Below are 23,720 nucleotides of genomic sequence, written 5' to 3'. Positions count from 1 at the left end.
GTGCTTTATCGCAAATGATACTCACAAAAAAGCCCACGCTAGGTGGGCTCCATGATTCACAGTGTTGTGATCTTACTTCAAGGTTAACTAGTCAGTAGTTTCTGTAGTTTATCCCTTAGCATCTCAATATGAGTTCTTTCTGGTGTTTGTTCTTTACAGTGCTCAAGTATGAATTCGATTGAGCTTAGTACCGTTCGCCAGCGAGGCGTTTTCGGTAGGGTTTCGACGCGTAGGTATTTGTCTAGCGTTCGAGTTTGCAGTGTGCTGCGGTCTAAATAGACGCGCCACAACCCACTTTTCTCTGCGAAGGCAAACTTGGTTTCACCAGTAACAGACTCCCAGTAGATGATGGCATTAGTCATGACATCGACTAGTACTTCACGCATCAGTTCTTGTTTGTTTTTACCTTCACCGCTCGCTTTATCAGCAAGGCGAGTAAACTCACCGCCAAGTTCCTTGAGCTGTTGTAGTTTATCTTTGTCACCTTCAAAGGCGTAGCTTGAAAGTGCTTCAACCGCGGTTTCAAGATTATTAACTCGGTTTGAGTTAACACCACCACCCACATTAAAGATATACATTGTGTCGAGCCCTGAGCCTTCAGGTAGCTTAAGGATATCACTTGGTATGCGCTGACGTGTGTCATCTATGTAGATATCAATATCACCACAGTAATGGGCTTGTTCCACTTTAAGATATTTAGGCGCGATTATCTCGTCGGCCATTGAACGCTTGAGTTGTTCTTGCCCACGTCTAAATAGTTTCGCTGCCGCTTCGTTGGCGAAGCGAATACGTTGGTCATCACGAATACATATAATGGCTTCAGGGGCTGATTCTAGTTGTTCTAGCAGTCGACCTTGAGTTTCCAACAGGTTAGCTTCAACCATAGCTCTATGCTTGAGTTCCAGTTGCAGTTGGTCGTTTTCAAGGCGTCTCTGTTCGGCTTTACTTGCTGATAGATGCGCTGTAATTCGAGCGGCCAGTTCTTGTTTGTTGAACGGTTTAGATAAATAGTCATTGGCACCTGCTTCGAAACCTCGAACACGGTCTTCTGCTTGGTTGAGTGCCGTTAGCATGATGATTGGTAACTGTGCATGATCGTATCGCTTACGAAGTGCTTCACAAACCTGATAGCCGCTCATACCTGGCATCATGATATCGAGCAGAAGTAGCTCTGGTTTCTCTTTCTCAATCAGTTCAATGGTTTCAGGGCCGTCACATGCGGTACGAACTCGGTAACCTTCCAATTTTAAGAAGCTGTCTAGCACGCGCAGGTTGACTGGCTCATCGTCAGCAATCACTAACAACGGACCATTAGGGTCTTCGTTGATAACACTGTTTTCTTGCTGAGAGTTATCAATTAAATCTGGGGCTTGGAAGTGTGAGTAGCTCCCTGATTCATTGTAACTATCCAATTCTTGTTGGGTAGCTAGAGGTAATGTGAAGCTGAAGGTTGTCCCAAGCATTGGTTGACTACTCACGTACAACGAGCCGCCCATTAGTTCAATGAGCTGACGGCTAATGGATAACCCAAGCCCTGCACCTTGGCGATAGTTACTTGAATCTTGGCCTGCTTGAATCAGTGGTTCAAAGATGTGTTCAAGGTATTCTGCTGGGATACCTTGACCTGTATCGACAACTTGTACACGAATGTTGTCGTCGATAACGCTTGCTGAGATAACAATCTTGCCTTCGGATGTGTACTTGATAGCATTGCCAACCAAGTTATACATGACTTGCTCAAGTCGTTGAGGATCGGATGAAACGAGCCCTAAATCACTTGGAACTTGGTTGATAATGCGGATTGGCTTGTTACCTAATAGATGATGAGATAACTCAAGCACTAGGCTGGTGGCAGCAGACAAATCAACCGCTGACTTTTTAATGTCCAAGCTGCCATAACGCATTTTGTGATAATCGAGCAGATCATCAACCAATGTTGCCAATCTCTGACCACTATTGATGATGATATCCAGTTGGTATTTCTGGTTGGCAGGGATAGGACCATTCGCACCAGATATCAGCGCTTCAGCAATACCAACCATGCCATGCAATGGCGTTCTCAATTCATGTGAGGTGGTGGCTAAGAACTCATCTTTCAGTTTATTGGCCAGTTGCAACTCTTCGTTTTGCTTTTGAATGGTCTTAAGGTTGTCTTCTAGTTCATCATTTTGGCTCTTGATCAGCTGCATCTTTTCACGAATCGATCGCTGCATTCTTTCGAAACTAATCGCCAAGCGACCTATTTCATCTTTGCGTTCTGTATTGATCATGGTTTCATCAAGATCTCCCGCCGAGACTTTCTCGGCAGCCCACGTCAGTTTAAGTAGTGGGGAAGTGATAAAGTTAGACAGATAATGCGATGCGACAAATACAAGAATGATCGCTGTTAGCATAACGATCACGAAGATCTTTTCTAGCTGATGAATACGAGCAAAGGCTTCTTTTTCTGGAAGTTCCACGACCAAAGCCCATGTTGCGTATTTAAGATCAATAGGAGTGTAGGCTGCGATGATCGCTTGATCTTGAGTGTTATCAAACGTCCCAACGGCTGTTTCACCGGCAAGTGCCTTATCGACAACATCCAAACTCAAATTAATCGACTCTTGAGAGTGCGCAAGGCTGCGAGGCAAGTGATCGTCACCAACCAAAAGGGTTTGAATATTTGAGCGCTTATTTAAATCGGCGATCAGCTTAGTAATGCCGTTAATCGGTAGTCTAAACATCGCATAACTGTGTAGATAGCCCTGTTGTACGATAGGCGCACCTAACCATGCGGTTTGTTTTCCGTCTTCGTCTTTAAAGTCGGAAACAATAACGGGCGTGTAATCTTCGTTGGATTTACGTTTGTCTTTTACGTCTTTTGCTAAGCGTTGAAAGGTAACACCGAGATTTGAATCTTTGTATTTTCCAGTCAGCAAATTGGTGCCGTAATCGTCATTTTTAAACACCGAATAAGCCACATTGCCGTTAATATCAACCAATAAGATATCGTCAAAATCGGAGCGTTTAAGCAGCTCTAGGTAAGCGTTATGGTAGCGCTTGTGCAGCAGACGATAACGTTCACTGCCTATAAAGCTGCTGGATTCTGGAAGAATCGATGTTTTAATTTGATCGCCGGAGCCTTGGATGTAGCGTTGCTGAGCATTGCTACGTGCCTCGTCAATATCTAAACCGAGACGCTGGAAGGCGTTGATCAAACCATAAAAGCGTCCGCCACTGGCATTGGCCAATTCTGAGCGAACAAAGCCCATGACTTGGGATTCTTGAGCTTGCAGGTAATCGACAATTTGCTGCTGCTTAGTATCACGAACCGAAACAAGGTGTGAGGTGCTTTGTTCCTGAAGATCCTGACTGTGCGATTGGAGGAAAAATATCGCGATAAGTGTCACTGGTGTAATACTGAGGACAAGAAATGCCAACATTAGGGTATTTTGAAGGCGCTTAAACTTCTGCTTACGATAGAATCTAAACATAAATTGGGTACTACTTTCCTTTGATGTACTGCTAAAAGGGGCGAAAACAAGTACAGAGAATAGAATTAACGGGTTCCAATTTAACGAAATTAACGAGTTTTTTTACTTTGACAAGTAAGTGGTATTTAAAGCGTGTGCAAAAGCTCATTTTTATAGAATTTTGACAAAAACATGAGCAGACAGCGCAGATAATGACCCTGCGCTGTGCTAGATAGGTTATTTGTTTGCGTGATAGATCGCGAATTTAGTGGTCTTATTTAGAGTCGCGCATTTTCCAAACGCCTGTTCAATAATTGGAATATATTTTAAGAAACTGTTCGCAACAATAATCATTTCACCAGAACGCTTCAAATGCTTAGGAGCCTGAGCAAGTAAGGTCTCAGTCGCGCTGTAGCTAGTGTCCAAACCTGAATGGAATGGTGGGTTACTGATGATGAACTGGTAGTCTTCTGCAGTATCAGAATAGACATCTGAAGCGAAGACTTTACCCGTTAAACCATTCGCTTCGAGGGTCGCTTGGCTTGATGCGACGGCAAATGCACTGATGTCGCACATTTCTAGATCGATATCAGGGTGACGAGATGCCATTACTGCGCCCAGTACGCCTGCACCACAGCCAAAGTCGAGTACTTTGCCTTTTAGTTTTGGCAGGGTATCCAACAGAAGTTGGCTACCAACATCGAACTGACCGTGACTGAAGACGCCAGGCAGGCTTTTTACCGTCAGAGGTTGTTCATCAATGTTAACTGTGTAGGTCTTAAACCAGTCTTGCAGGTTGAACGCTTGTGGTTGCTCGAAGCATTGACCCCAGTAGAAAGAGCAACGACGTGCTGAATCGTATTTAACGACTTTGCCGTAAGGAGCAAACATCTTCTCGATGCTTTTCACGCCTGAACGGTTCTCACCAACCACGACGATCTCGGTATCTTTGCCTAGCTTGGCAAACAGCATCGCCAACAAAAATTCTGCTTCCGCTTTGGCTTTTGGCCAGTACAGCATCACTAAGTCAGCTTCGGTCTCTTCGGTAAACTCTGAACCGTAAAAGCGTTGGATGCTGCTATAACCTTCAAGCTGACGGTAGTAGCTGTAATTAGAGGTGAATACAGATACAGATTCACAATGCTTGGCTAACTCAACAGGGAACAAGTCTTCTGCCTCACCTGCAACTAAAACATGTTTGCCTTCAAAATAGGCGAGTTGGCGTTGAGCAATCTGGCTTGGGGCAATATAAGCTGACATAGGACACTCTGTTGAATCGTTAGCAAAAAATGAGGGCGGATTTTCGCATAATCCGCCTAAAGCTTGAAGTGTTTAATACTCGTTCGCCAACCAAGTTGCCGAACAGTTGATTAACTCTTGTCTTGTTGGTTTAAAAAGTCCTTAAACTCTTCATCGTAGATGTTGAATAGAACAATGGTAATCGCAAAAATCAGTGGGCCGTAGATAAGACCAATTAGGCCAAACAGTTGAATACCACCTAACAGTGAGAAGAAGATCATTAGGGTATTCATGCCTGCGCTGCCTTGCATTAGCAGCGGACGCAGAAGGTTGTCAATTGAACCAACGATCGCCACACAGTAAACCGTTAGGAAAATTGCCCACGTGGTATCACCCGTTAGGAACAAGTAAGTTGCAGCTGGGATCCAGATTAATGCGGTTCCCACAACTGGGATGAAAGAGGCAAAGCCCATCATAGTGCCCCAGAATAGACCTGGGAAACCAGCAATCCACATACCTAAACCGCCAGCAAAACCTTGCGCGATGGCGGTTAAGAATGAGCCCATTACTGCTGATTTAGATACTTGCTCTATCTCTGTTAGAAGTTTGTCTTCTTGGCTACGAGACAGCGGCAGAATATGACGAACCACACTGATGATTTTGTCGTGATCTCTTAATAAGAAGAACAGAACAAACAGCATCAAGAAGAAATCCATCAAGAAATTGGTCGCATCACCAAGGATTTTTGCACTGATACCAACCAGTTTTGAGCCGAAGCTGGTCGCAAATTCACCGACTTTCTGTGCGATGGCTTGGGGCTCAATGTTGTCAAAAGGTAGGTAGTTGTTGACGAACGACAAGGCTTTAACAACCAAAGGGTGTGCAAATAGAGTTTGAATGCCGCCATGTGTTACCCATTGGTAGGTGTTTTGAGAAAACAAAGAGCCTTGCTGCACAATCGCTGCAAACACGGCTAATAAAGGGATAACAATAATAAAGGTCAAGATTACACATGAAAGTAGCGAAACGACGTTTTCTTTATTAGGGATCTTCTTTTCAAGCCACTCATGGATTGGGAACATCAATAGTGAAATGATAAAGGCCATCACGATTGAGTTGACGTACGGCTCTATAAGCAAGTAACAAGCATAAGCCGCCGCAAGTAGGGCAATGATGATCACCCAGTGGCTAGTATTGATTTTGAGTTTTTCTGACACGTTAATGGTCTCTATATTTGCGTTCTGAGTTTATAATGGCTGCAAAACAGAGAGTTAGCAATGAGGAGTTTTGATTATGGGGTGCTGTAATAAAGATAAGAAATGCCAAGACGAAGAACAGCAAATAAAAAAAGAGATCCCTTGGTTCAGAATGTTCCTTGGTACCTTGATGCTGTTGGTTTTTCTTTTCTGGGAACGTTAATCGCTTTTGGTTCAGCTTTAGCCTTAATTGACGGCTAAAAAACTGTCATATTTGTGGCTAATGAACGCGATGTATAAAAAAGGGCTACATCTAATGCAGCCCTAAATTCAATCGGTTAGCGACTTATAAAGTGCTTTCGATTATTTACTTTCAGCAGCAATGATCGCAAGAGAGCGGTCAGCCGCTTCTAGTGTTGCATCCAGTTCTTTTGAACCATGAGCAAGAGAAGTAAAGCTTGCTTCGAATGCTGAAGGTGCAAGGTAAACACCGTGATCTAGCATTAGGTGGAAGAAGCGCTTGAAGCGTTCTACATCACACTTAGTTACATCTTCGTAGCAGGTTACTGTTTCTTGGTCTGTGAAGAAGAAACCAAACATACCGCCCACTTGATGAACTAGCATTGGGATGCCGTGCTTGTCAGCAAGTTGCTTGAAGCCTTTTGCCAACTGCTTAGTTTTTGAAGCTAGACGCTTTTCGTTGCCTTCTTCTCGTAGAAGGTTCAAACATGCGTAGCCAGCAGCCATTGCCACAGGGTTACCTGAAAGCGTACCTGCTTGGTAAACAGGGCCCGTTGGTGCGATGTATTGCATCACATCTTTACGGCCACCGAAAGCACCCACTGGCATGCCGCCGCCAATCACTTTACCAAGACACGTTAGGTCTGGCTTGATGTTGTAGTAAGCCTGAGCACAACCTTCAGCAACGCGGAAACCTGTCATTACTTCATCAAAGATTAGCAATGCACCTTCTTGGTCACAGATTTCACGTAGACCTTCGTGGAAGCCTTCGACAGGAGGGATACAGTTCATGTTGCCCGCTACTGGCTCTACGATGATACAAGCGATCTCGCCTTTGTTTGCTGCGAAGATTTCACGAACTGAATCTAGATTATTGAAGGTTGCTGTTAGTGTTAGTTTCGCAAAATCAGCTGGTACGCCAGGAGAGCTTGGTTGACCTAAAGTCAGTGCACCAGAACCTGCTTTTACAAGTAGGCTGTCTGCGTGGCCGTGGTAGCAGCCTTCAAACTTAAGAATTTTGTCACGACCAGTGAAACCACGAGCTAGACGAATCGCACTCATTGTTGCTTCTGTACCTGAGCTCACCATACGTAGCTGTTCCATCGATGGAACCATCTCAGATACAAGTTCAGCCATTTTGATTTCAGTTTCGGTTGGAGCACCGAAGCTAAGGCCGCGTTGAGCTGCTGCAATCACAGCATCACGAATAACAGCGTGGTTGTGACCAAGGATCATTGGACCCCAAGAGCCAACGTAGTCGATATACGCTTTACCATCAGCATCAAAAATAAGTGGGCCGTCAGCGCGTTCAACGAAGATTGGAGAACCACCTACGCCATTGAATGCACGAACTGGAGAGTTTACGCCACCAGGAATAGTTTGCTGTGCTTTTTCGTATAGCTCTGCTGATTTGGTCATTGATATATCCTCTTTTGACTGTCGGACCAATTGGCACGCATTGTACCTATCCACAATCCAAGTAGGAATGCTTTCGCCCAGATAATCACCCGAATCTGGTTGTTTTGTGTGGTTACACGTTTTAATTGTTAGATATTAGCGAGTTTACAGCAGTAAAAGGACCGATCCGGTGGTGAATACTTGAACGTTTCAGTCAGGTATTAGATAATCATCAGAATATAAGAAAATACTCAACAACTATGGTCTCGAATTAGATTTGTATCATGTTGTTTTTGACACAGGTAAGAGAGGTTGTCGTGAGCGAAGTAAATATCCCATTGTCTTTTTCTGATGCAGCAGCTACCCGCGTACAAACGCTAATTGCTGAAGAAGAAAACCCAGAACTAAAACTACGTGTATACATTACAGGTGGTGGTTGTAGTGGCTTCCAATACGGCTTCACATTTGATGAAAAAGTAAATGATGGCGACACTACGATTGTAAACAGCGGTGTAACGCTAGTTGTTGACCCTATGAGCCTACAGTACTTAATGGGCGGCATGGTTGATTACACTGAAGGCCTAGAAGGCGCACGTTTCTTTGTAAACAACCCTAATGCAACAACAACATGTGGTTGTGGCGCATCATTTAGCGTATAGGCTGGCTCGAAAGTTAACTTGAGTTAAAAGTTATCTTGGAAATACTGTAAACGCCGAACTTATGTTCGGCGTTTTTGTTTATAAGAAAATCATTATATAAAACAGAGAGTAAGCTAATCTATTCAATTCGTTTAGCTTATGAAAATATTTACAAATTCGATGTGTAATATTTATCTCATCAGTTTGAATTATAGTAAACGCCATATTTTTTAAATTGTCGATAGCGTCCAACTTCGATCGGTGTTGCTCTGTTAAGGTAACTCTTTGTGCATCAGGATGTTGTACATTACGTTGTGCAATAAAATCGCACACCTAAACCACATGGCACAAAAGGATTTGGTATGTCTACTCACTTTTCTGGCTCATCGCTTTCTCAAAAGTTCACGCAGCCTTGGTTAGTTTCACTTGCTCTTGTGATTTTATTGTCGATCTGGCTTGGCTTAGGAGTCGGGCAAGCGGAAGAGTCGCCGGCAAAAAAGTCGACAGAAATTCCGTTGGCAAAGGTATCCTTTCAAACATTCACCTCATCACCGACCTTTAAAACGATTGATCTCTATGGAAGAACGGCGCCCGATCGGCATGCTCGTCTAGGTGCAGAAGTCGCGGGCAAGATTGTCAGATTGAATGTTGTTAAGGGGGATATGGTTAAAGCAGGACAAGCCATTGCCCAGATAGATAAAGGTGATTTAGAGATTCAACTAGAGCGAGCATCTGCGTTATATCGCTTGAAGCAGAAAGAGTTCAAAGCGGCGCAGTCACTGAAGAAAAGAGGTCTGCAAGGTGAGATCGCCTACACCACCGCTGAGGCATCCTTAACTGAAGCAAAAGCCATAATGCGCAATGCGGAGTTGGCTTTAAAAAATACTGTAATTACCTCGCCTTTTTCGGGTGTGGTTCAGGATTTGATGGTCGAATTGGGTGATTTCGTTGGGGTTGGCGATCCAGTCGCGGGCGTGATTGACCTTGATCCTCTGGTTATTGAGGCTGATGTCAGTGAGCGCCATATCCAACACCTGTTAGTCAATCAATCTGCTTTGGTCCGTTTGTTAGGAAGAGAAGAAGCGGAAGGTCGGCTGCGTTACGTCTCTCGAATATCTTCGGCCTCAACCAATACCTTCCCAATTGAGATTGAAATCGATAACTCCGATGGTCTGTTACCTGCCGGTGTCAGTGCTGAAGTAACCCTCAATCTAGAAACAAGAGACGCAATCAAGATAACACCGGCGATGCTGGCATTGGATGAGGCGGGTAACCTCGGGGTCAAAACCTTGGTCTCTGCTAGTGACTCACCAATGGTGAAGTTTGTGGGCATCCAATTAGTAAAGGCAGAACAAGATGGAGTCTGGCTTACTGGGCTAGGCCAACAAGTTGATATCATTACGGTTGGGCAAGGCTTTGTACGTGATGGTGATTCAGTGATTGCTATCGAGCAAAGTACTGAACTTTCTAAAGCGAAAGCTGAGTAGGAGATAGCCGATGTATTCAATTATTGATGCAGCCTTGTCTCGTGTACGAACAATGCTTTCGTTATTGGCGCTAATTCTTGTCGCAGGTGCAGTGACTTACATTACGATACCCAAGGAGTCGAGCCCCGATATTACCATCCCAATTATTTATGTTTCTGTCGGGCACCAAGGGATCTCGCCAACGGATGCAGAACGTTTATTGGTTCGACCTATTGAGCAAGAGCTTAGGTCAATAGAAGGCGTAAAAGAGATGACAGCAACCGCAGCAGAAGGGCACGCCTCTGTGGTGTTAGAGTTTAATGTTGGCGTCGATCTTACCAAGGCGATGGCGGATGTGCGCGATGCTGTCGATTTGGCCAAACCCAAGTTGCCAGAAGACAGCGATGAACCGACCGTAAATGAAGTAACACTCGCATCTGAACAACCAGTTTTGTCTGTTGTGCTATTTGGTACTGTTCCCGAACGTACCATTGTGCAAATTGCGCGAGAGGTTGGAGATAAATTAGAAAGCTATCGCCAAATTCTAGAAGTGGATATTGCAGGCGATCGTGATGACATCGTTGAAATCATCGTTGATCCGTTATTGATGGAAAGCTATAGCCTAGATCAAGCGGATATCTATAACCTGATCGCCTTGAATAACCGAGTAGTAGCGGCCGGTTTTGTTGATACGGGTTACGGGCGTTTTTCTGTCAAAGTCCCTTCTGTGTTTAACTCCTTAAAAGACGTACTTGAGTTGCCAATCAAAGTGGATGGTAAACAGGTCGTGACCTTTGGCGATGTGGCTACGGTTCGCCGAGCGTTTCGAGATCCTGAAAGCTTTGCCCGTTTAGATGGCAAATCCGCGGTTGTCTTGGATATAAAGAAGCGAGCGGGTGAAAACATCATTGAAACCGTTGAGCTAGTCAAGGCAGTAATGGCAGGTGCTCAGCAGCAAGCTGAATGGCCAAATAACCTTTTGGTCAAATACACTTGGGATGAATCTAAAGATGTGAAGATCATGCTCAACGATCTGCAAAACAATATCTTATCCGCCATCATTTTAGTGGTGATCGTGATCATCTCCATTCTTGGTGTTCGAACCGCTCTATTGGTCGGAATTTCAATTCCTGGATCGTTCCTCACGGGATTGTTGGTGTTGTCTGTGTTTGGTCTAACCGTCAACATCGTGGTGCTGTTCTCTTTGATCATGGCAGTGGGTATGTTGGTCGATGGCGCAATTGTGGTTACCGAATTTGCCGACAGGCGAATGCAAGAAGGTGAAGGGCGTAAAGCCGCTTACAGAGATGCTGCGAAACGTATGGCGTGGCCAATAACGGCATCAACGGCAACGACCTTAGCTGCGTTTGCTCCGTTACTGTTTTGGCCAGATGTGACGGGAGAGTTCATGAAGTTCCTACCATTAACATTGATTGCCACGTTAACTGCTTCATTGATTATGGCGTTGCTGTTTGTTCCAGTTCTAGGCGGCTTGATCGGTAAACCTCAATACGTTTCCCCTAAAAACCAAGCTCGAATGGTAGCACTACACAATGGTGACTTCTCACAAGCAACAGGTTTAACTAAAGCGTATTACCAGACACTATCGATTGCTATTGAACATCCGTTTAAGATTCTTGTTAGTGCGATTGTATTATCTATCGCAGTTGGTTTTACCTACTCAAAGGCAGGGCTCGGTGCAGAGTTTTTCCCAGAGGTTGACCCTCCATTCTTCAACGTTAAAGTTCGATCTCATGGTGATCTGTCTATTCAAGAAAAAGATTTGATCATGCGCGATATTGAACGAAAGATGCTCAATCATGATGAGTTTGACACGGTTTACACACGTACTGGCGGTGATGACCAGATTGGTTTGATATCGATTACTCCCGTTGATTGGCAATACCGCCGCAGTGTTAAGGCGATCATTGAAGAGTTAAAGGTGCAAACCGATCAATACGCTGGTGTTGAGATTGAATATAAGTTTCCAGATGCAGGGCCTCCGGTTGAGAATGACTTAGTGATTGAGCTTTCGGCCAAGACGCCAGAGCAGCTTAATCAAGCGGCAAAGATCGTCAGAAACTGGGCGGATGGTAATCAAGCACTGACCAATATCAGCGACACTGCAAGCAAAGACGGGATCGACTGGAAGGTGGATATTCGCCGAGATGATGCTGCGCGTTTTTCGGCTGATGCTACCTTGGTGGGTAATACCGTTCAGTTTGTGACTAATGGATTAAAGATCGGTGATTACCTTCCTGATGATTCATCAGAAGAGGTCGATATCTTAGTGCGTTATCCGAATGATAAGAGAGACATTGGCCGCTTTGACCAGTTAAGAGTCAAAACACCGGCTGGTCTTGTTCCGATTACCAACTTCGCGCAGATTATTCCCGACCACAAGCAAGACACGATTAAGCGTCTTGATGGAAAGCGTGTGGTGAATATCATGGCGGATATGGAAGAGGGCTATAACCTTGCGCTTGAACTGCCGAAGATCGAGCAAGCGTTAAGCGAGTTGGGCTTACCGAGTAGCGTTGAGTTCCGTATCCGAGGTCAAAATGAAGAGCAAGAAAATTCTTCTGCTTTCTTACAAAGTGCTTTCTTAGTCGCTTTGGCGGTAATGGCTTTGATTCTGATTACTCAATTTAATAGCTTCTACCAAGCATTTTTGATTCTTAGCGCGGTGTTGTTCTCAACGGTTGGCGTGTTTGTTGGTTTGCTTATCTTCCAACGTCCGTTTGGTATAGTGATGTCTGGTATTGGGGTGATTGCATTGGCCGGAATTGTGGTAAACAACAATATCGTGTTGATTGATACCTATAACCAACTGATAAAGCGCGGCTTGGAGAAGCGAGATGCGATTCTCAGAACGGGAGTTCAGCGTTTAAGGCCAGTAATGCTGACCACGGTTACCACCATTTTAGGCTTGATGCCTATGGTGTTGGAGATGAACATCGATTTGATTAACCAAAAAATTGAGTTTGGTGCACCGAGCACGCAATGGTGGTCGCAACTCGCTACGGCTATTGCTGGAGGTTTGGCATTTGCAACGGTACTAACCTTGGTGCTGACGCCCTGTTTGCTGATGCTAGGGCGAGATAATAAACCCGATATACTCCAAAGCAACGACGATGAACGATAAGTACAGGTTCGACGGAAATAAAAAAGAGCGCCTTGGTGGGCGCTCTTTTCGTTGGCTTATAGGGTTCTTAACCTAATTAGTCGCGAGCAACTGGCCGTATCGCTCAAGGTTATTCAGTCGAATCTCTGAGTTCGCAATAAATGTTGCTTTTGCTTTACCTGTTAACGACTTAGATTGAGGCAATTTCACGGTTCGCGCATTTTTATGTACACCATTGACCAAAAATTCATAGTGTAAGTGCGGGCCCGTCACTCGACCTGTACCACCCAAGGTACCAATGGTTTGGCCTTGTTTTACGCGCTGGCCAGCCTTAACCATGCGTCGCTTCATGTGCAGGTACTTGGTGATGTAGGTGTTGCTGTGTCGAATGAACACGTAGTTACCATTAAATTGGTTGTAACCTGATTTCTGAACGATGCCGTCACCGGCCGCCCAGATAGGTGTACCTACAGGGGCTGCGTAGTCTGTACCTCGATGAGCTCGAACCTTGCCTGTTACTGGGTGTTTTCTGTTTGGGTTAAAATTCGATGTTACACGACGGAAATCAATCGGTGAGCGTAGAAAGGCTTTCTTCATTGCGCGACCGTTCTCATCGAAATAGTTGCCACTCTTATCATCCAATACCGCAGTAAACGAATCACCTTGGTTTTTGAATACAGCCGCCATAATCTTACCGCGGCCAATCACTTCACCTTCTACTACTTTCTCTTGATACAAGATTTTGAAGCTGTCATTTTTACGAATATCCAATGCAAAATCGATATCCCAACCGAAGATCCCCGCCAATTCCATAATTTGGTTTGCAGTTAGGCCTGCACTGACGCCTGCATTCCAAAAGTTAGAGGTGATGTTGGCTTCGGCATAATTGTATTGGTAGGCCACTTCTTTTTTGTCGAGGCTAGAGGAGAATGAATCACCAGACTTAGTGATCTTAAAGCTTTCAAACGCACTAAGTTGTCGTTTTAATTGAATAAGGTCGTTGTTTTCATCGAAGCCGAACTGTAATACGTCGCCAGGTCTTAGATTTGATAGCTGTTTCTTAATATCATTGTTGGTATTGAGTAGGGTGATTAACAGGCGGTATGAGAGGCCAATTCGCTCGAATAAAACCGAGGTACTTTCACCTGAACGAACGGTATATCTCTCCCAGCTAAGCACAGCTGTTGGCGGAGCATCACTCGAACTCACAAGCGCCGATGCATTGATCGTGAGTGGGTAATGTTTCCCCACCACTAAAGCGCCCGTATCGTCACGTAAACTGCTGACATCGGGTAGTAAGAAAATCGCGACGAAAATTACGGCACTAAAAAATGCGATAAAAGCCCGGTGCAAAATAGGAAGGCGTGCAAAAATAGACAACATGTTCCGGTTCGTTCAGTAAATATTATGAAAATAGACGACGGAATAGTGTAACTGGTTTCAAAATACATCGCTATTCAAGTAAGATGTCTAATTATTATATTTTTGCCAAATCTGTGGGAGTGAACAAGAATGGCGAGTATTGAAGCTGCACTAGCCGAGATCAAACGTGGCGTAGAAGAACTGATTCCAGAAGACGAACTGATTGCTAAATTAAAAGAAGGTCGTCCTTTACGCATTAAACTGGGTGCCGATCCAACTGCTCCAGATATCCACCTAGGCCATACGGTTATCTTTAACAAGCTTCGTGCTTTCCAAGAGCTTGGTCATGAAGTGACATTCCTTATCGGTGATTTCACTGCAATGGTTGGTGACCCATCGGGTAAGAACTCAACGCGTCCACCGCTAAGCCGTGAAGACGTATTGAAGAATGCTGAAACTTACAAAGAGCAAGTATTCAAGATTCTAGACCCTGCGAAAACGCAAATTCGTTTCAACTCTGAGTGGCTATCTGAGCTTGGCGCTGAAGGTATGATTCGTCTTGCTTCTAACCAAACTGTTGCTCGTATGCTTGAGCGTGATGACTTTAAAAAGCGTTACGCTGGTGGTCAACCGATCGCAATCCACGAATTCATGTACCCACTTCTACAAGGTCACGACTCTGTTGCACTAGAGAGTGATGTTGAGCTTGGTGGTACTGACCAGAAGTTTAACCTTCTAATGGGTCGTGAGCTGCAAAAAGCAGCAGGTCAAAAACCACAAGCGGTACTGATGATGCCATTACTTGTAGGTCTAGACGGCGTTAAGAAGATGTCTAAGTCTGCGCACAACTACATCGGTATTAGCGAAGCACCAAGCGAGATGTTTGGTAAGATCATGTCTATCTCTGACGATCTAATGTGGAGCTACTACGAGCTACTGTCTTTCCGTCCACTTGAAGAAGTTGCGGAACTGAAAGCTGGCGTTGAGGCGGGCAAAAACCCTCGTGACGTTAAAGTACTGCTAGCGAAAGAGATCATTGCTCGTTTCCACAGTGAAGCGGATGCAGAAGCGGCTGAGCAAGAGTTCGTTAACCGTTTTGCTAAGAATCAAGTACCAGACGAAATGCCTGAATTCGAATTCGAAGCAGGCTTACCGATTGCTAACGTTCTAAAAGAAGCGGGTCTTGTAAACTCTACTTCTGATGCGATGCGTATGATCAAGCAAGGTGCTGCTAAGCTTGAAGGCGAGAAGATTGAAGACAGCAAATTCGTACCTGAAGCAGGTACTGCAGTTTACCAAGTAGGTAAGCGTAAGTTTGCTCGTATTACTATTAAGTAATAATGCACATCAATAATTGAACAAAAGGCATCCACGGATGCCTTTTTTATTGACACAAAGTTGACGAAGTTTTTGAACGTGCATTGCTACACTATGCGCGCTGTCATATTGACAGTAATTCTGGAGATTTTTATGAACAATACCGACCATCCTCCTAGTTTGAATGGAGAAGAATAACCTGTCTCGGTATTGATCTATTGTCCTGCCGTTCAGGTAGGGTATCTTTGTTTTCCCCCTCATTCTTTTCCACACACTAGATTCTAACAAGTAGACACATTAGCGCTTTAAGCTCTTGGTGCGCTTAGCTATACGCTCCTGATATACGGGCTATACGCTCTTGATACACGAGTTAAATGCTCTTGGTGTACTCGCTATAAGCTATTTGTTTTGATGGTCGTTACCTTTGCCAATCGGGAGATTCGCCATGACGGTAATGAACAACACTTTTTTATCTATTGAAGCTCTGTACTCAGAGAAAGACATCCAAGCTGTATCTAATGCCTTTCAACAGTACGGACGTGAGCAACAAATTAACCTTTTGAACCGTATGCCACTTGAAGATGCGGTGTTAGTACTTGGGCAATGCTCTCTCAGTATTATTCAGACTTTACTTAGTGAGCTAGAAGAACAGGGCTTTGAGAAACGCTCTCGACATCTAGCTCACCAACTAGGGCTGATCTACTCAGAGGTTGAACCTCAACAAGGTTACCTTTCAACTGGAGTGCTTAGCCACGTTAGGCAGCGTATTGGTTGGATTATTGCGTTAGCACTATTGGGAATCGTCTCAGGGCTTATCATTGCCCAGTATGAAGACATCCTCAGTCAGCTAGTACTTTTGGCTATCTATATGCCGGTGATCGCTGCTGCGGGTGGTAACACCGGAACACAAGCCGCGACTTTGGTGATCAGAGCTTTAGCTACTGGTGAACTGAAGAAACGTCAATGGGCTAACGTTCTATGGAAAGAGTTTAGAGTTGCTATCTGTTTAGCTTTAGCGATTGCAGTGGTGATGATAGGTCGCATCTTACTGTTTAGTGACAACCAATCGACAGGTGGTCATGACATCAATATGATTGCATTAGCGATTGCGGTAGCGCTGTTTATTCAGGTGACGATCTCAACGGTGCTTGGGGGTGGATTGCCGATTGTCGCAAGGTTATTCAAGTTAGATCCTGCAGTATTGGTGAGCCCTGTACTAGCTTCGATTGTCGATATTTCAGGGATGTGGATTTATTTTACAGTCGTTAACTCATTCCTCGGTATCGCTTAGCTCCTATAAAAATAGGCACCTATAAAAATAGCTAAAAACACCTTAGAAACAAAAATGGCGCTGAAGATCATACGATCTTCAGCGCCATTTTTATTGTTTAAGTAGAAGCTTACAGAGAGCTAAACATTACTTAGATTTGCTTTGTGTTTGACTGAATTCGACCACACCTTTGTAGAAAGCTCGTTCAAACTGGGTGATTGGTGCTTCTACAGGTTTTTCTGGATCTTGCTCTTTAGGGAAGTAATCACGGACAAACTGTACAAACAGAGAGTTTGGATTGCCCGCTTTATCTAAACCAAAACCTGCCATGTTGTAGCTACCGTACAAAGACCCACTTTTCGCAATAATATTACCTTGGATTGGTGCTTTTCTCATACTCTGACGGTACTTGAGCGTTCCATTAGTGCCAGATATAGGCATAGCCTCAATCAGGTTGAGCTGTTTGTCGTTATCCCAGATGTAACGCAGAACCTGAGCCATAGCTTGCGAGGTCATGCGATTATTCCTCGATAACCCTGAGCCATCAACCAACTGTGCTTTGTTTAGGTCAATGTTGGCCTTGGTCAGTAATATCTGTTTTATCGCTTCGGTGCCGTTATTGAAACTACCAGGCTGGACATAAAACGTTGCACCCAGTGTTTTGGTCAGGTTGTCTGCGATTAGGTTGTCTGATTTCTTCAACATGGTATCGAGCAGTTCAGGAAGCTTTTCAGAATGGTGGCTCGCGACTAACGTAGTTTTGCCTGCTTTAGCTTTTTTACCAACAATCACATCGCCTTTAACTTGAATTTTCAGCTCTTTAAGCAGTGAGGTCACGACTTGATAGGTATAAAGCTCGGGGTTTTGAATCGCAAACTTGAGTGGTAGTGGCTTCTTACGCTCTACTAAGCAACCAGAGAGCTTGTAAGCGTTGTCTGGAGTGGTAATGAGCTCTAAGTCGCATTGTGTCGCCTTCTGCCCTGAGCTAGTTACGGTGGTTGCGGTGGTTGTCACGTCTATCGGATAGTGGGCGGGAATATAGACTCGAGTGCTGCCGTTATCTTTTGTATAAATAGAGGCTTGTGCGCAGTTACTGTCTAACGTCATCGCGCTAGAAGGTGCGCTGTAACAAACGCCTAGAATGTCCCAAGGCCACCCCACCGCTCGTTGATAGCCCGTATAAGCTGAGTTATCGAGATACAGGTTACCGTTAATAGTTTTAGATTGTGATTTAGCATATTGAGCTAAAAGCCTTTTTAACTGCTCTCGTTGTAGCGTTGGGTCACCGCTGAATGAGATCACAACATCTTTATTAGAACGAGCTATGCTGGTCGTATAGTGAAAGTCATCCCCCAATTCCAACTTTGCTGCCAAAGCGGTGACCAGTTTTAAGGTGCTGGCTGGTGGATAAAAACCATCAATGTTGATGCTTATTTCATTTGAATCACCACTCAAGGATTCCAAGATTAGACTTGTGCTACTGCCATCAGGCAGTTTATTTAAAGGGGCGTAGGCGAAAGTGGTAAGTGAGTAACTACCAAGTGATAAGCCACATAGAAGTAGAGTGGATAGAAGGCGCATAGAAGATTTTTTCTTGGATGGCTGATGTTTTTAGTATACAGATATAAAAAACGCCCGCTAGAGAGCGGGCGTTTTGATTCTCAATTAACTAATTAATCAATTAGATAATCAGAATTAGAAGTCGTAACGTAGACCTAGAGCTAGCTCGTCTTCAGCTTGTACTTTAGTTGCGCCAAAGTTTACACCGTCAGCATTACCGAACTTGTCACCTTCAGAGATAAGGTTGAAGTTGTACGAAATGTACGTACGGAAGTTAGGCTTGAAGTAGTAAGTAGCATCGATTGCAACGTTGTCAGCAGATGTATCACCATCTGTTTCTGCGTTGTTGTACGTTAGCGTGAATGCAGTCTTATCTAGCGTGTAAGCAGTTGCGAATTCGTAACCTGTGTAGTCACCGTCTTTCTTCGCTAGTTCACCATCTGTGAACGTACCAGCAAAGTATAGCGCTTCAGTACGGAAAGAAGCTGCTAGCATGTATTCGTTTTGGTCAGCTTGGTCTGCGTAACCAGCACCTAGCTTAAAGCCAGAGTCGCCGATAGCGTAGATACCAGATAGAGAGTAGCCATCAGCGTCGTTGTCACAGTACTCACCGATGTTACAACCATTAACAACACCTTCTTGACGGTCAGCAAAACGGTAGCTTGCTTTTACGCCTAGGTCTTGGAATTGACCTTTGTATGAAACCATGTTGTCTGAACGATCTGCTACAGCAATTTTCATTGCAGCAGAGTTACCGTGGTAAGACATGATATCCGTGAAGTCTGTGATTACGCCTAGCGCACCGTCGTTTTTACCGTAAGTAACTTCACCGAAGTCACCGCCGATACCAGCGTATGTGTAACGGTTAGTGATGTCGCCGTCGTTGTTATCAGTAGAACCGCCGTTTTCAGCCGTTGTGAATTCGCCTTCGTAGAAACCAACACCGTATAGGCCGTCTTGGATTTCAACTTTACCTAGGAAGTTAAGACGTACACGAGTTTTGTCTTCAGCTTTGCCATCTTTTAGAGATAGACGAGCTTCCGCACGACCACCGATCTCTAGAGAAGTGCCGTTTGAGCTGTATACAGAAGTACCGTCAATACCACCAGCTTGTTTACCGTCGGCTGCTACAGCGTTAGTAGCAAGAGCTGCAGCAGATACAGCAAGCGCGATCATAGTCTTGTTCATGTTATTATTTCCTAATTACTGTCCATAGAAGTTTTATCAAGGATTTGAACCCTTTTGTGTATTGCCTGTATTAATCAAGCTTCATAACCATGATTAGAACAGAAGTCTAAAAAATGCCAGTGCAATCCATGAGTTACTTTTTACCCCTAAAGTTCCATAGCTAGTTAGTAAAATGATATCAATAAAAATTGTGAACACTGTTTTATTATATTTACTGTTGTTTAAGTTTTTGTTTTTAATGTTTTTTTATAAAAGTGTGATCTGTATTTATTTGGTTTGTTTTTGTTTTTTTTAGGTATTTGGTCGGTGATTTATTGATGAGGAGGTTATTATTCATTTCTGTGATGTCTGTAATTTAGACCTAGATAAAGCTTTTATAACGCAAAGTGGAATAAAGGTGATTTAGCTATCAAGTTTGTTTACACTAAGCCAAATTGTTTTGTTTCTATCACCTAATAAAGATGTTGGGTGAATTTATGTTGGTCAAAGAAAGCTTTGGCATAGAGGTAAAAAATGGAAAAGGTTCCAATGACAGTACGTGGCGCTCAGCAGCTACGTGACGAATTAGATCGCCTACTTAAGCTACGCCCTGTTATCTCAGCAGCTATTGGTGAAGCACGTGAACTAGGTGACTTGAAAGAGAATGCTGAATACCACGCAGCTCGTGAAGAGCAGGGTATCTGTGAAGCTCAAATTCGAGATATCGAATACAAATTATCACTGGCTCAGATCATCGATGTAACCCAGATGGATAACACAGGTAAGATCATCTTTGGTACGACAGTGACTTTGGTTGATGTGGATACTGATGATGAATTCCGTTACCAAATTGTTTCTGAAGATGAAGCCGATATCAAAACCGGTCGTATTTCAGTTAAATCACCTATTGCTCGCGGTTTGATCGGTAAGATGGAAGGTGACGAAGTTCATATTTCTACCCCTGGCGGTGATAAAGACTTCGAAATCGACAAAGTAGAATACATCTAATTGAATTTGCTTTGTTTCTGATAAGTAAAAAGGTCGCTTAATGCGACCTTTTTCGTTTCTCACGCTACACTAAAAGATAAGCACTATGGCTTTCTTATTGCGTTATTGCGGAGCTAGCTTGAAGTCAAACTAGCTTATTTGCGTGGAATCTCGATTTTACGTGCTTCTGACTGACGGAACAGTACAAGAACTTTACCGATAGTTTGTACTTTTTCAGCTTTAGATTCACGTACAATTGCATCGATAATCAGTTGCTTAGTCTCACGGTCTTCTGATGCAACTTTAATCTTGATCAGTTCGTGGTGGTCTAGAGCTAATTCGATTTCCGCTAGAACAGCTTCAGTAAGTCCATTTGCGCCCATTAGCACTACAGGTTTTAAACTGTGAGCTAGGCCCTTTAGATGCTGCTTTTGTTTGGTACTTAGGTTCATTACGCGGCCAATTTTATTTAGTATTAGGGTTGAAAAAACCTATTTTAACGCCATCTAAAGCTGAAGACTATAATTTATTCAGCAATTAGTACTTTCCTCCAATTTAGGTATCCAATGAGCAAACAGAAACACTCGGCCAGTTCAGGTCGTTGGTTGAAGGAACACTTCGACGACAAGTACGCAAACGAAGCAAGAAAGAAAGGTTATCGTTCACGTGCTTATTTCAAAATGGAAGAGATTCAATCTAAAGATAAATTGCTGTCTCCTGGGATGACCATTGTGGATCTGGGCGCAGCGCCTGGCGGTTGGTCTCAATATGCTGCTAAGATTATTGGCGACAACGGACAAATCATCGCGTGTGACTTGTTACCAATGGACCCGATTGCCGGAGTTAGCTTTTTACAAGGTGATTTCCGGGAAGAAGCTGTTCTAGATGCCTTATTGGAACGTATACAACCCAACATGGTTGATGTGGTGATGTCTGATATGGCACCTAATATAGCAGGCAATAATTCTGTAGATCAGCCAAGAGCTATGTATTTAGTTGAATTAGCTTTGGATATGTGTCGACAAGTTCTAGCTACCAATGGTAGTTTTGTTGTAAAAGTATTCCAAGGCGAAGGCTTTGACCAATATGTTAAGGACGTCCGTGAGATGTTTAAAACAGTCAAAGTTAGAAAACCCGACTCTTCTCGAGCTCGATCTCGTGAAGTGTTCATCGTAGCCACTGGTTACAAAGGTTAACGATTCTCTTCCAAGAGTGAGAGTTAACAACATGGCTACAGGTTACAAACTGTAGTACCCTACCTTTAATTACAATTAGTTATCGAGAGGCTTACACCTTGAGTGACATGGCAAAAAATTTAATTCTGTGGCTTGTTATCGCGGTAGTGTTGATGTCGGTATTCCAGAGCTTCGGCCCTGGGGAAAGCAACGGCAGAGCAGTAGATTACACCACGTTTGTACAGGAAGTTGGCCAAGGCCAGATTCAAGACGCACAGTTCAATAACAGCGAAATTACCTTCACACGTCGTGGCGGTGGTTCTAAGTATGTAACTTACATGCCTGTTTATGATCAAAAGCTACTTGATGACTTAATTAATCAAAACGTAAAAGTTCAGGGTACACCACCTGAAGAGCAGAGCTTACTCGGCACTATCTTCATCTCTTGGTTCCCTATGATCTTACTAATTGGTGTGTGGATTTTCTTCATGCGTCAAATGCAAGGCGGTGGCGGCGGTAAAGGCGCTATGTCTTTTGGTAAGAGCAAAGCTCGTATGATGAGCGAAGAACAAATTAAAACGATGTTTGCGGATGTTGCTGGTTGTGACGAAGCAAAAGAAGACGTTAAAGAGCTGGTTGATTACCTTCGCGACCCTAGTCGTTTCCAAAAGCTAGGTGGTAAGATTCCTACTGGTATCCTGTTGGTTGGTCCTCCTGGTACTGGTAAAACGTTGCTTGCAAAAGCAATTGCTGGTGAAGCGAAAGTACCGTTCTTTACTATCTCAGGTTCTGATTTCGTTGAAATGTTTGTTGGTGTTGGTGCATCTCGTGTGCGTGACATGTTCGAGCAAGCGAAAAAAGCAGCACCTTGTATCATCTTTATCGATGAAATCGATGCTGTAGGTCGTCAACGTGGTGCTGGTGTTGGTGGTGGTCACGATGAACGTGAACAAACACTTAACCAAATGCTGGTTGAGATGGATGGTTTCGAAGGTAACGAAGGTATTATCGTTATCGCTGCAACTAACCGTCCAGACGTACTAGACCCTGCATTACTTCGTCCTGGTCGTTTTGACCGCCAAGTTGTGGTTGGTCTGCCTGATGTACGTGGTCGTGAACAGATTCTTAAAGTACACATGCGTAAAGTTCCACTGTCGGGTGATGTTGAACCATCTCTGATTGCTCGTGGTACTCCAGGCTTCTCTGGTGCAGATCTTGCCAACCTTGTGAACGAAGCGGCGCTGTTTGCTGCTCGTGGTAACAAGCGAAATGTTTCGATGGTCGAGTTTGAACTTGCGAAAGACAAAATCATGATGGGTGCTGAGCGCCGTTCGATGGTGATGTCTGAAGAAGTGAAAGAGTCAACGGCTTACCACGAAGCGGGTCACGCAATTGTTGGTCGTTTGGTACCAGAACACGATCCAGTGTACAAGGTTTCAATCATTCCACGTGGTCGCGCGCTTGGTGTAACTATGTACCTACCTGAGCAAGACCGCGTAAGTATGTCTCGCCAACATCTAGAATCAATGATCTCTAGCTTGTACGGTGGTCGTCTTGCTGAAGAACTTATCTACGGTAAAGACAAAGTTTCGACTGGTGCGTCTAACGATATCGAACGTGCAACTGATATTGCTCGTAAGATGGTCACGCAGTGGGGCTTCTCTGAAAAACTGGGTCCTCTTTTATATGCTGAAGAAGAAGGCGAAGTTTTCCTAGGTCGTGGCATGAGCCAAGCGAAACATGTTTCTGACGATACAACTAAGTTGATCGATGAAGAAATTCGTATCTTAATCGACCGCAACTACGCTCGTGCGAAGCAAATTCTCGAAGAGAACATGGATATCATGCACTCGATGAAAGATGCACTAATGAAGTTTGAAACGATTGATGCTGGTCAGATTGATGACCTGATGGAACGTAAAGACGACATTCGCGAGCCTGCTGGTTGGGGTGACCAGGCGAAAGCAGAACCTGCAAAGGAAGAAGCTAAACCTGAAGCGAAATCAGAAGAAGCAGCCGAACCAAAAGCTGAAGAATCGAAAGTTGAAGAAGTTAAATCTGAATCAGATGATGCTCAAAACAAAGATTCTTAATCGCTAAGCTTTAAATTAAAACCCTGAGTACGCTCA

Annotated in this window: 16 protein-coding genes; 8 read left to right on the top strand and 8 right to left on the bottom strand. The window is 44.0% G+C overall.

Annotated features, from left to right (window positions below):
• Positions 1 to 83 precede the first annotated feature (83 nt).
• The 4 genes from ACFI6G_RS10145 to hemL all read right to left on the bottom strand — a co-directional run bounded on the left by ACFI6G_RS10145 (position 84) and on the right by hemL (position 7,546).
• Positions 84 to 3,473 carry a response regulator gene (locus tag ACFI6G_RS10145; protein ID WP_010436052.1) on the bottom strand — a complete coding sequence of 1,130 codons (3,390 nt, stop codon included), beginning with the start codon at positions 3,471 to 3,473 and terminating at the stop codon, positions 84 to 86.
• Positions 3,474 to 3,689: 216 nt separating this feature from the next.
• Complete coding sequence (rsmC, locus tag ACFI6G_RS10140) at positions 3,690 to 4,712, bottom strand: 16S rRNA (guanine(1207)-N(2))-methyltransferase RsmC (protein ID WP_010436055.1); 1,023 nt, start codon at positions 4,710 to 4,712, stop codon at positions 3,690 to 3,692.
• A 110-nt stretch (positions 4,713 to 4,822) separates the two neighbouring features.
• Positions 4,823 to 5,908, bottom strand: coding sequence for an AI-2E family transporter (locus ACFI6G_RS10135; protein WP_009847558.1), 1,086 nt, complete (start codon positions 5,906 to 5,908; stop codon positions 4,823 to 4,825).
• 342 nt (positions 5,909 to 6,250) lie between these two features.
• Entirely contained in the window at positions 6,251 to 7,546 is a 1,296-nt protein-coding gene (gene hemL, locus ACFI6G_RS10130) for a glutamate-1-semialdehyde 2,1-aminomutase (protein ID WP_010436060.1), read from the bottom strand.
• Between the two features lie 296 nt (positions 7,547 to 7,842).
• Between hemL and erpA the strand changes: the two genes are divergently transcribed.
• The 3 genes from erpA to ACFI6G_RS10115 all read left to right on the top strand — a co-directional run bounded on the left by erpA (position 7,843) and on the right by ACFI6G_RS10115 (position 12,774).
• Positions 7,843 to 8,184, top strand: coding sequence for an iron-sulfur cluster insertion protein ErpA (erpA, locus tag ACFI6G_RS10125; protein WP_004734539.1), 342 nt, complete (start codon positions 7,843 to 7,845; stop codon positions 8,182 to 8,184).
• A 341-nt stretch (positions 8,185 to 8,525) separates the two neighbouring features.
• Positions 8,526 to 9,650, top strand: coding sequence for an efflux RND transporter periplasmic adaptor subunit (locus tag ACFI6G_RS10120; RefSeq protein ID WP_016787802.1), 1,125 nt, complete (start codon positions 8,526 to 8,528; stop codon positions 9,648 to 9,650).
• A 10-nt stretch (positions 9,651 to 9,660) separates the two neighbouring features.
• On the top strand, positions 9,661 to 12,774 hold the full coding sequence (locus ACFI6G_RS10115; RefSeq protein ID WP_462710263.1) for an efflux RND transporter permease subunit: 3,114 nt from the start codon (positions 9,661 to 9,663) through the stop codon (positions 12,772 to 12,774).
• A 72-nt stretch (positions 12,775 to 12,846) separates the two neighbouring features.
• Here ACFI6G_RS10115 and ACFI6G_RS10110 read toward each other — a convergent pair whose 3' ends face one another.
• Positions 12,847 to 14,136 carry a peptidoglycan DD-metalloendopeptidase family protein gene (locus tag ACFI6G_RS10110; RefSeq protein WP_010436072.1) on the bottom strand — a complete coding sequence of 430 codons (1,290 nt, stop codon included), beginning with the start codon at positions 14,134 to 14,136 and terminating at the stop codon, positions 12,847 to 12,849.
• Between the two features lie 129 nt (positions 14,137 to 14,265).
• On the opposite strand from ACFI6G_RS10110, the gene tyrS reads away from it, so the two are divergent.
• Positions 14,266 to 15,453 carry a tyrosine--tRNA ligase gene (gene tyrS, locus ACFI6G_RS10105; RefSeq protein WP_004734518.1) on the top strand — a complete coding sequence of 396 codons (1,188 nt, stop codon included), beginning with the start codon at positions 14,266 to 14,268 and terminating at the stop codon, positions 15,451 to 15,453.
• Positions 15,454 to 15,877: 424 nt separating this feature from the next.
• Entirely contained in the window at positions 15,878 to 16,723 is an 846-nt protein-coding gene (locus ACFI6G_RS10100) for a magnesium transporter (protein WP_016790778.1), read from the top strand.
• 126 nt (positions 16,724 to 16,849) lie between these two features.
• Here the strand turns inward: ACFI6G_RS10100 and dacB are convergent, their stop codons facing one another.
• Both dacB and ACFI6G_RS10090 read right to left on the bottom strand, forming a co-directional pair.
• Positions 16,850 to 18,283 carry a serine-type D-Ala-D-Ala carboxypeptidase gene (gene dacB, locus ACFI6G_RS10095; RefSeq protein ID WP_102392501.1) on the bottom strand — a complete coding sequence of 478 codons (1,434 nt, stop codon included), beginning with the start codon at positions 18,281 to 18,283 and terminating at the stop codon, positions 16,850 to 16,852.
• 114 nt (positions 18,284 to 18,397) lie between these two features.
• Positions 18,398 to 19,450 carry a porin gene (locus ACFI6G_RS10090; protein WP_010436108.1) on the bottom strand — a complete coding sequence of 351 codons (1,053 nt, stop codon included), beginning with the start codon at positions 19,448 to 19,450 and terminating at the stop codon, positions 18,398 to 18,400.
• A 513-nt stretch (positions 19,451 to 19,963) separates the two neighbouring features.
• Between ACFI6G_RS10090 and greA the strand changes: the two genes are divergently transcribed.
• A complete protein-coding gene (gene greA / locus ACFI6G_RS10085; RefSeq protein ID WP_010436111.1) occupies positions 19,964 to 20,437 on the top strand; it encodes a transcription elongation factor GreA in 474 nt (157 codons plus the stop codon).
• A 134-nt stretch (positions 20,438 to 20,571) separates the two neighbouring features.
• Here greA and yhbY read toward each other — a convergent pair whose 3' ends face one another.
• A complete protein-coding gene (yhbY, locus tag ACFI6G_RS10080) occupies positions 20,572 to 20,868 on the bottom strand; it encodes a ribosome assembly RNA-binding protein YhbY (RefSeq protein ID WP_004734509.1) in 297 nt (98 codons plus the stop codon).
• 114 nt (positions 20,869 to 20,982) lie between these two features.
• On the opposite strand from yhbY, the gene rlmE reads away from it, so the two are divergent.
• Both rlmE and ftsH read left to right on the top strand, forming a co-directional pair.
• Positions 20,983 to 21,612 carry a 23S rRNA (uridine(2552)-2'-O)-methyltransferase RlmE gene (rlmE, locus tag ACFI6G_RS10075; protein ID WP_010436116.1) on the top strand — a complete coding sequence of 210 codons (630 nt, stop codon included), beginning with the start codon at positions 20,983 to 20,985 and terminating at the stop codon, positions 21,610 to 21,612.
• Positions 21,613 to 21,719: 107 nt separating this feature from the next.
• Positions 21,720 to 23,684, top strand: a complete 1,965-nt coding sequence (gene ftsH / locus ACFI6G_RS10070) for an ATP-dependent zinc metalloprotease FtsH (RefSeq protein ID WP_016767297.1) — start codon at positions 21,720 to 21,722, stop codon at positions 23,682 to 23,684.
• Positions 23,685 to 23,720: the final 36 nt, after the last annotated feature.

The sequence above is a fragment of the Vibrio sp. PSi01 genome, assembly GCF_054960695.1.
This window is presented reverse-complemented; position numbering and strand designations above follow the sequence as displayed.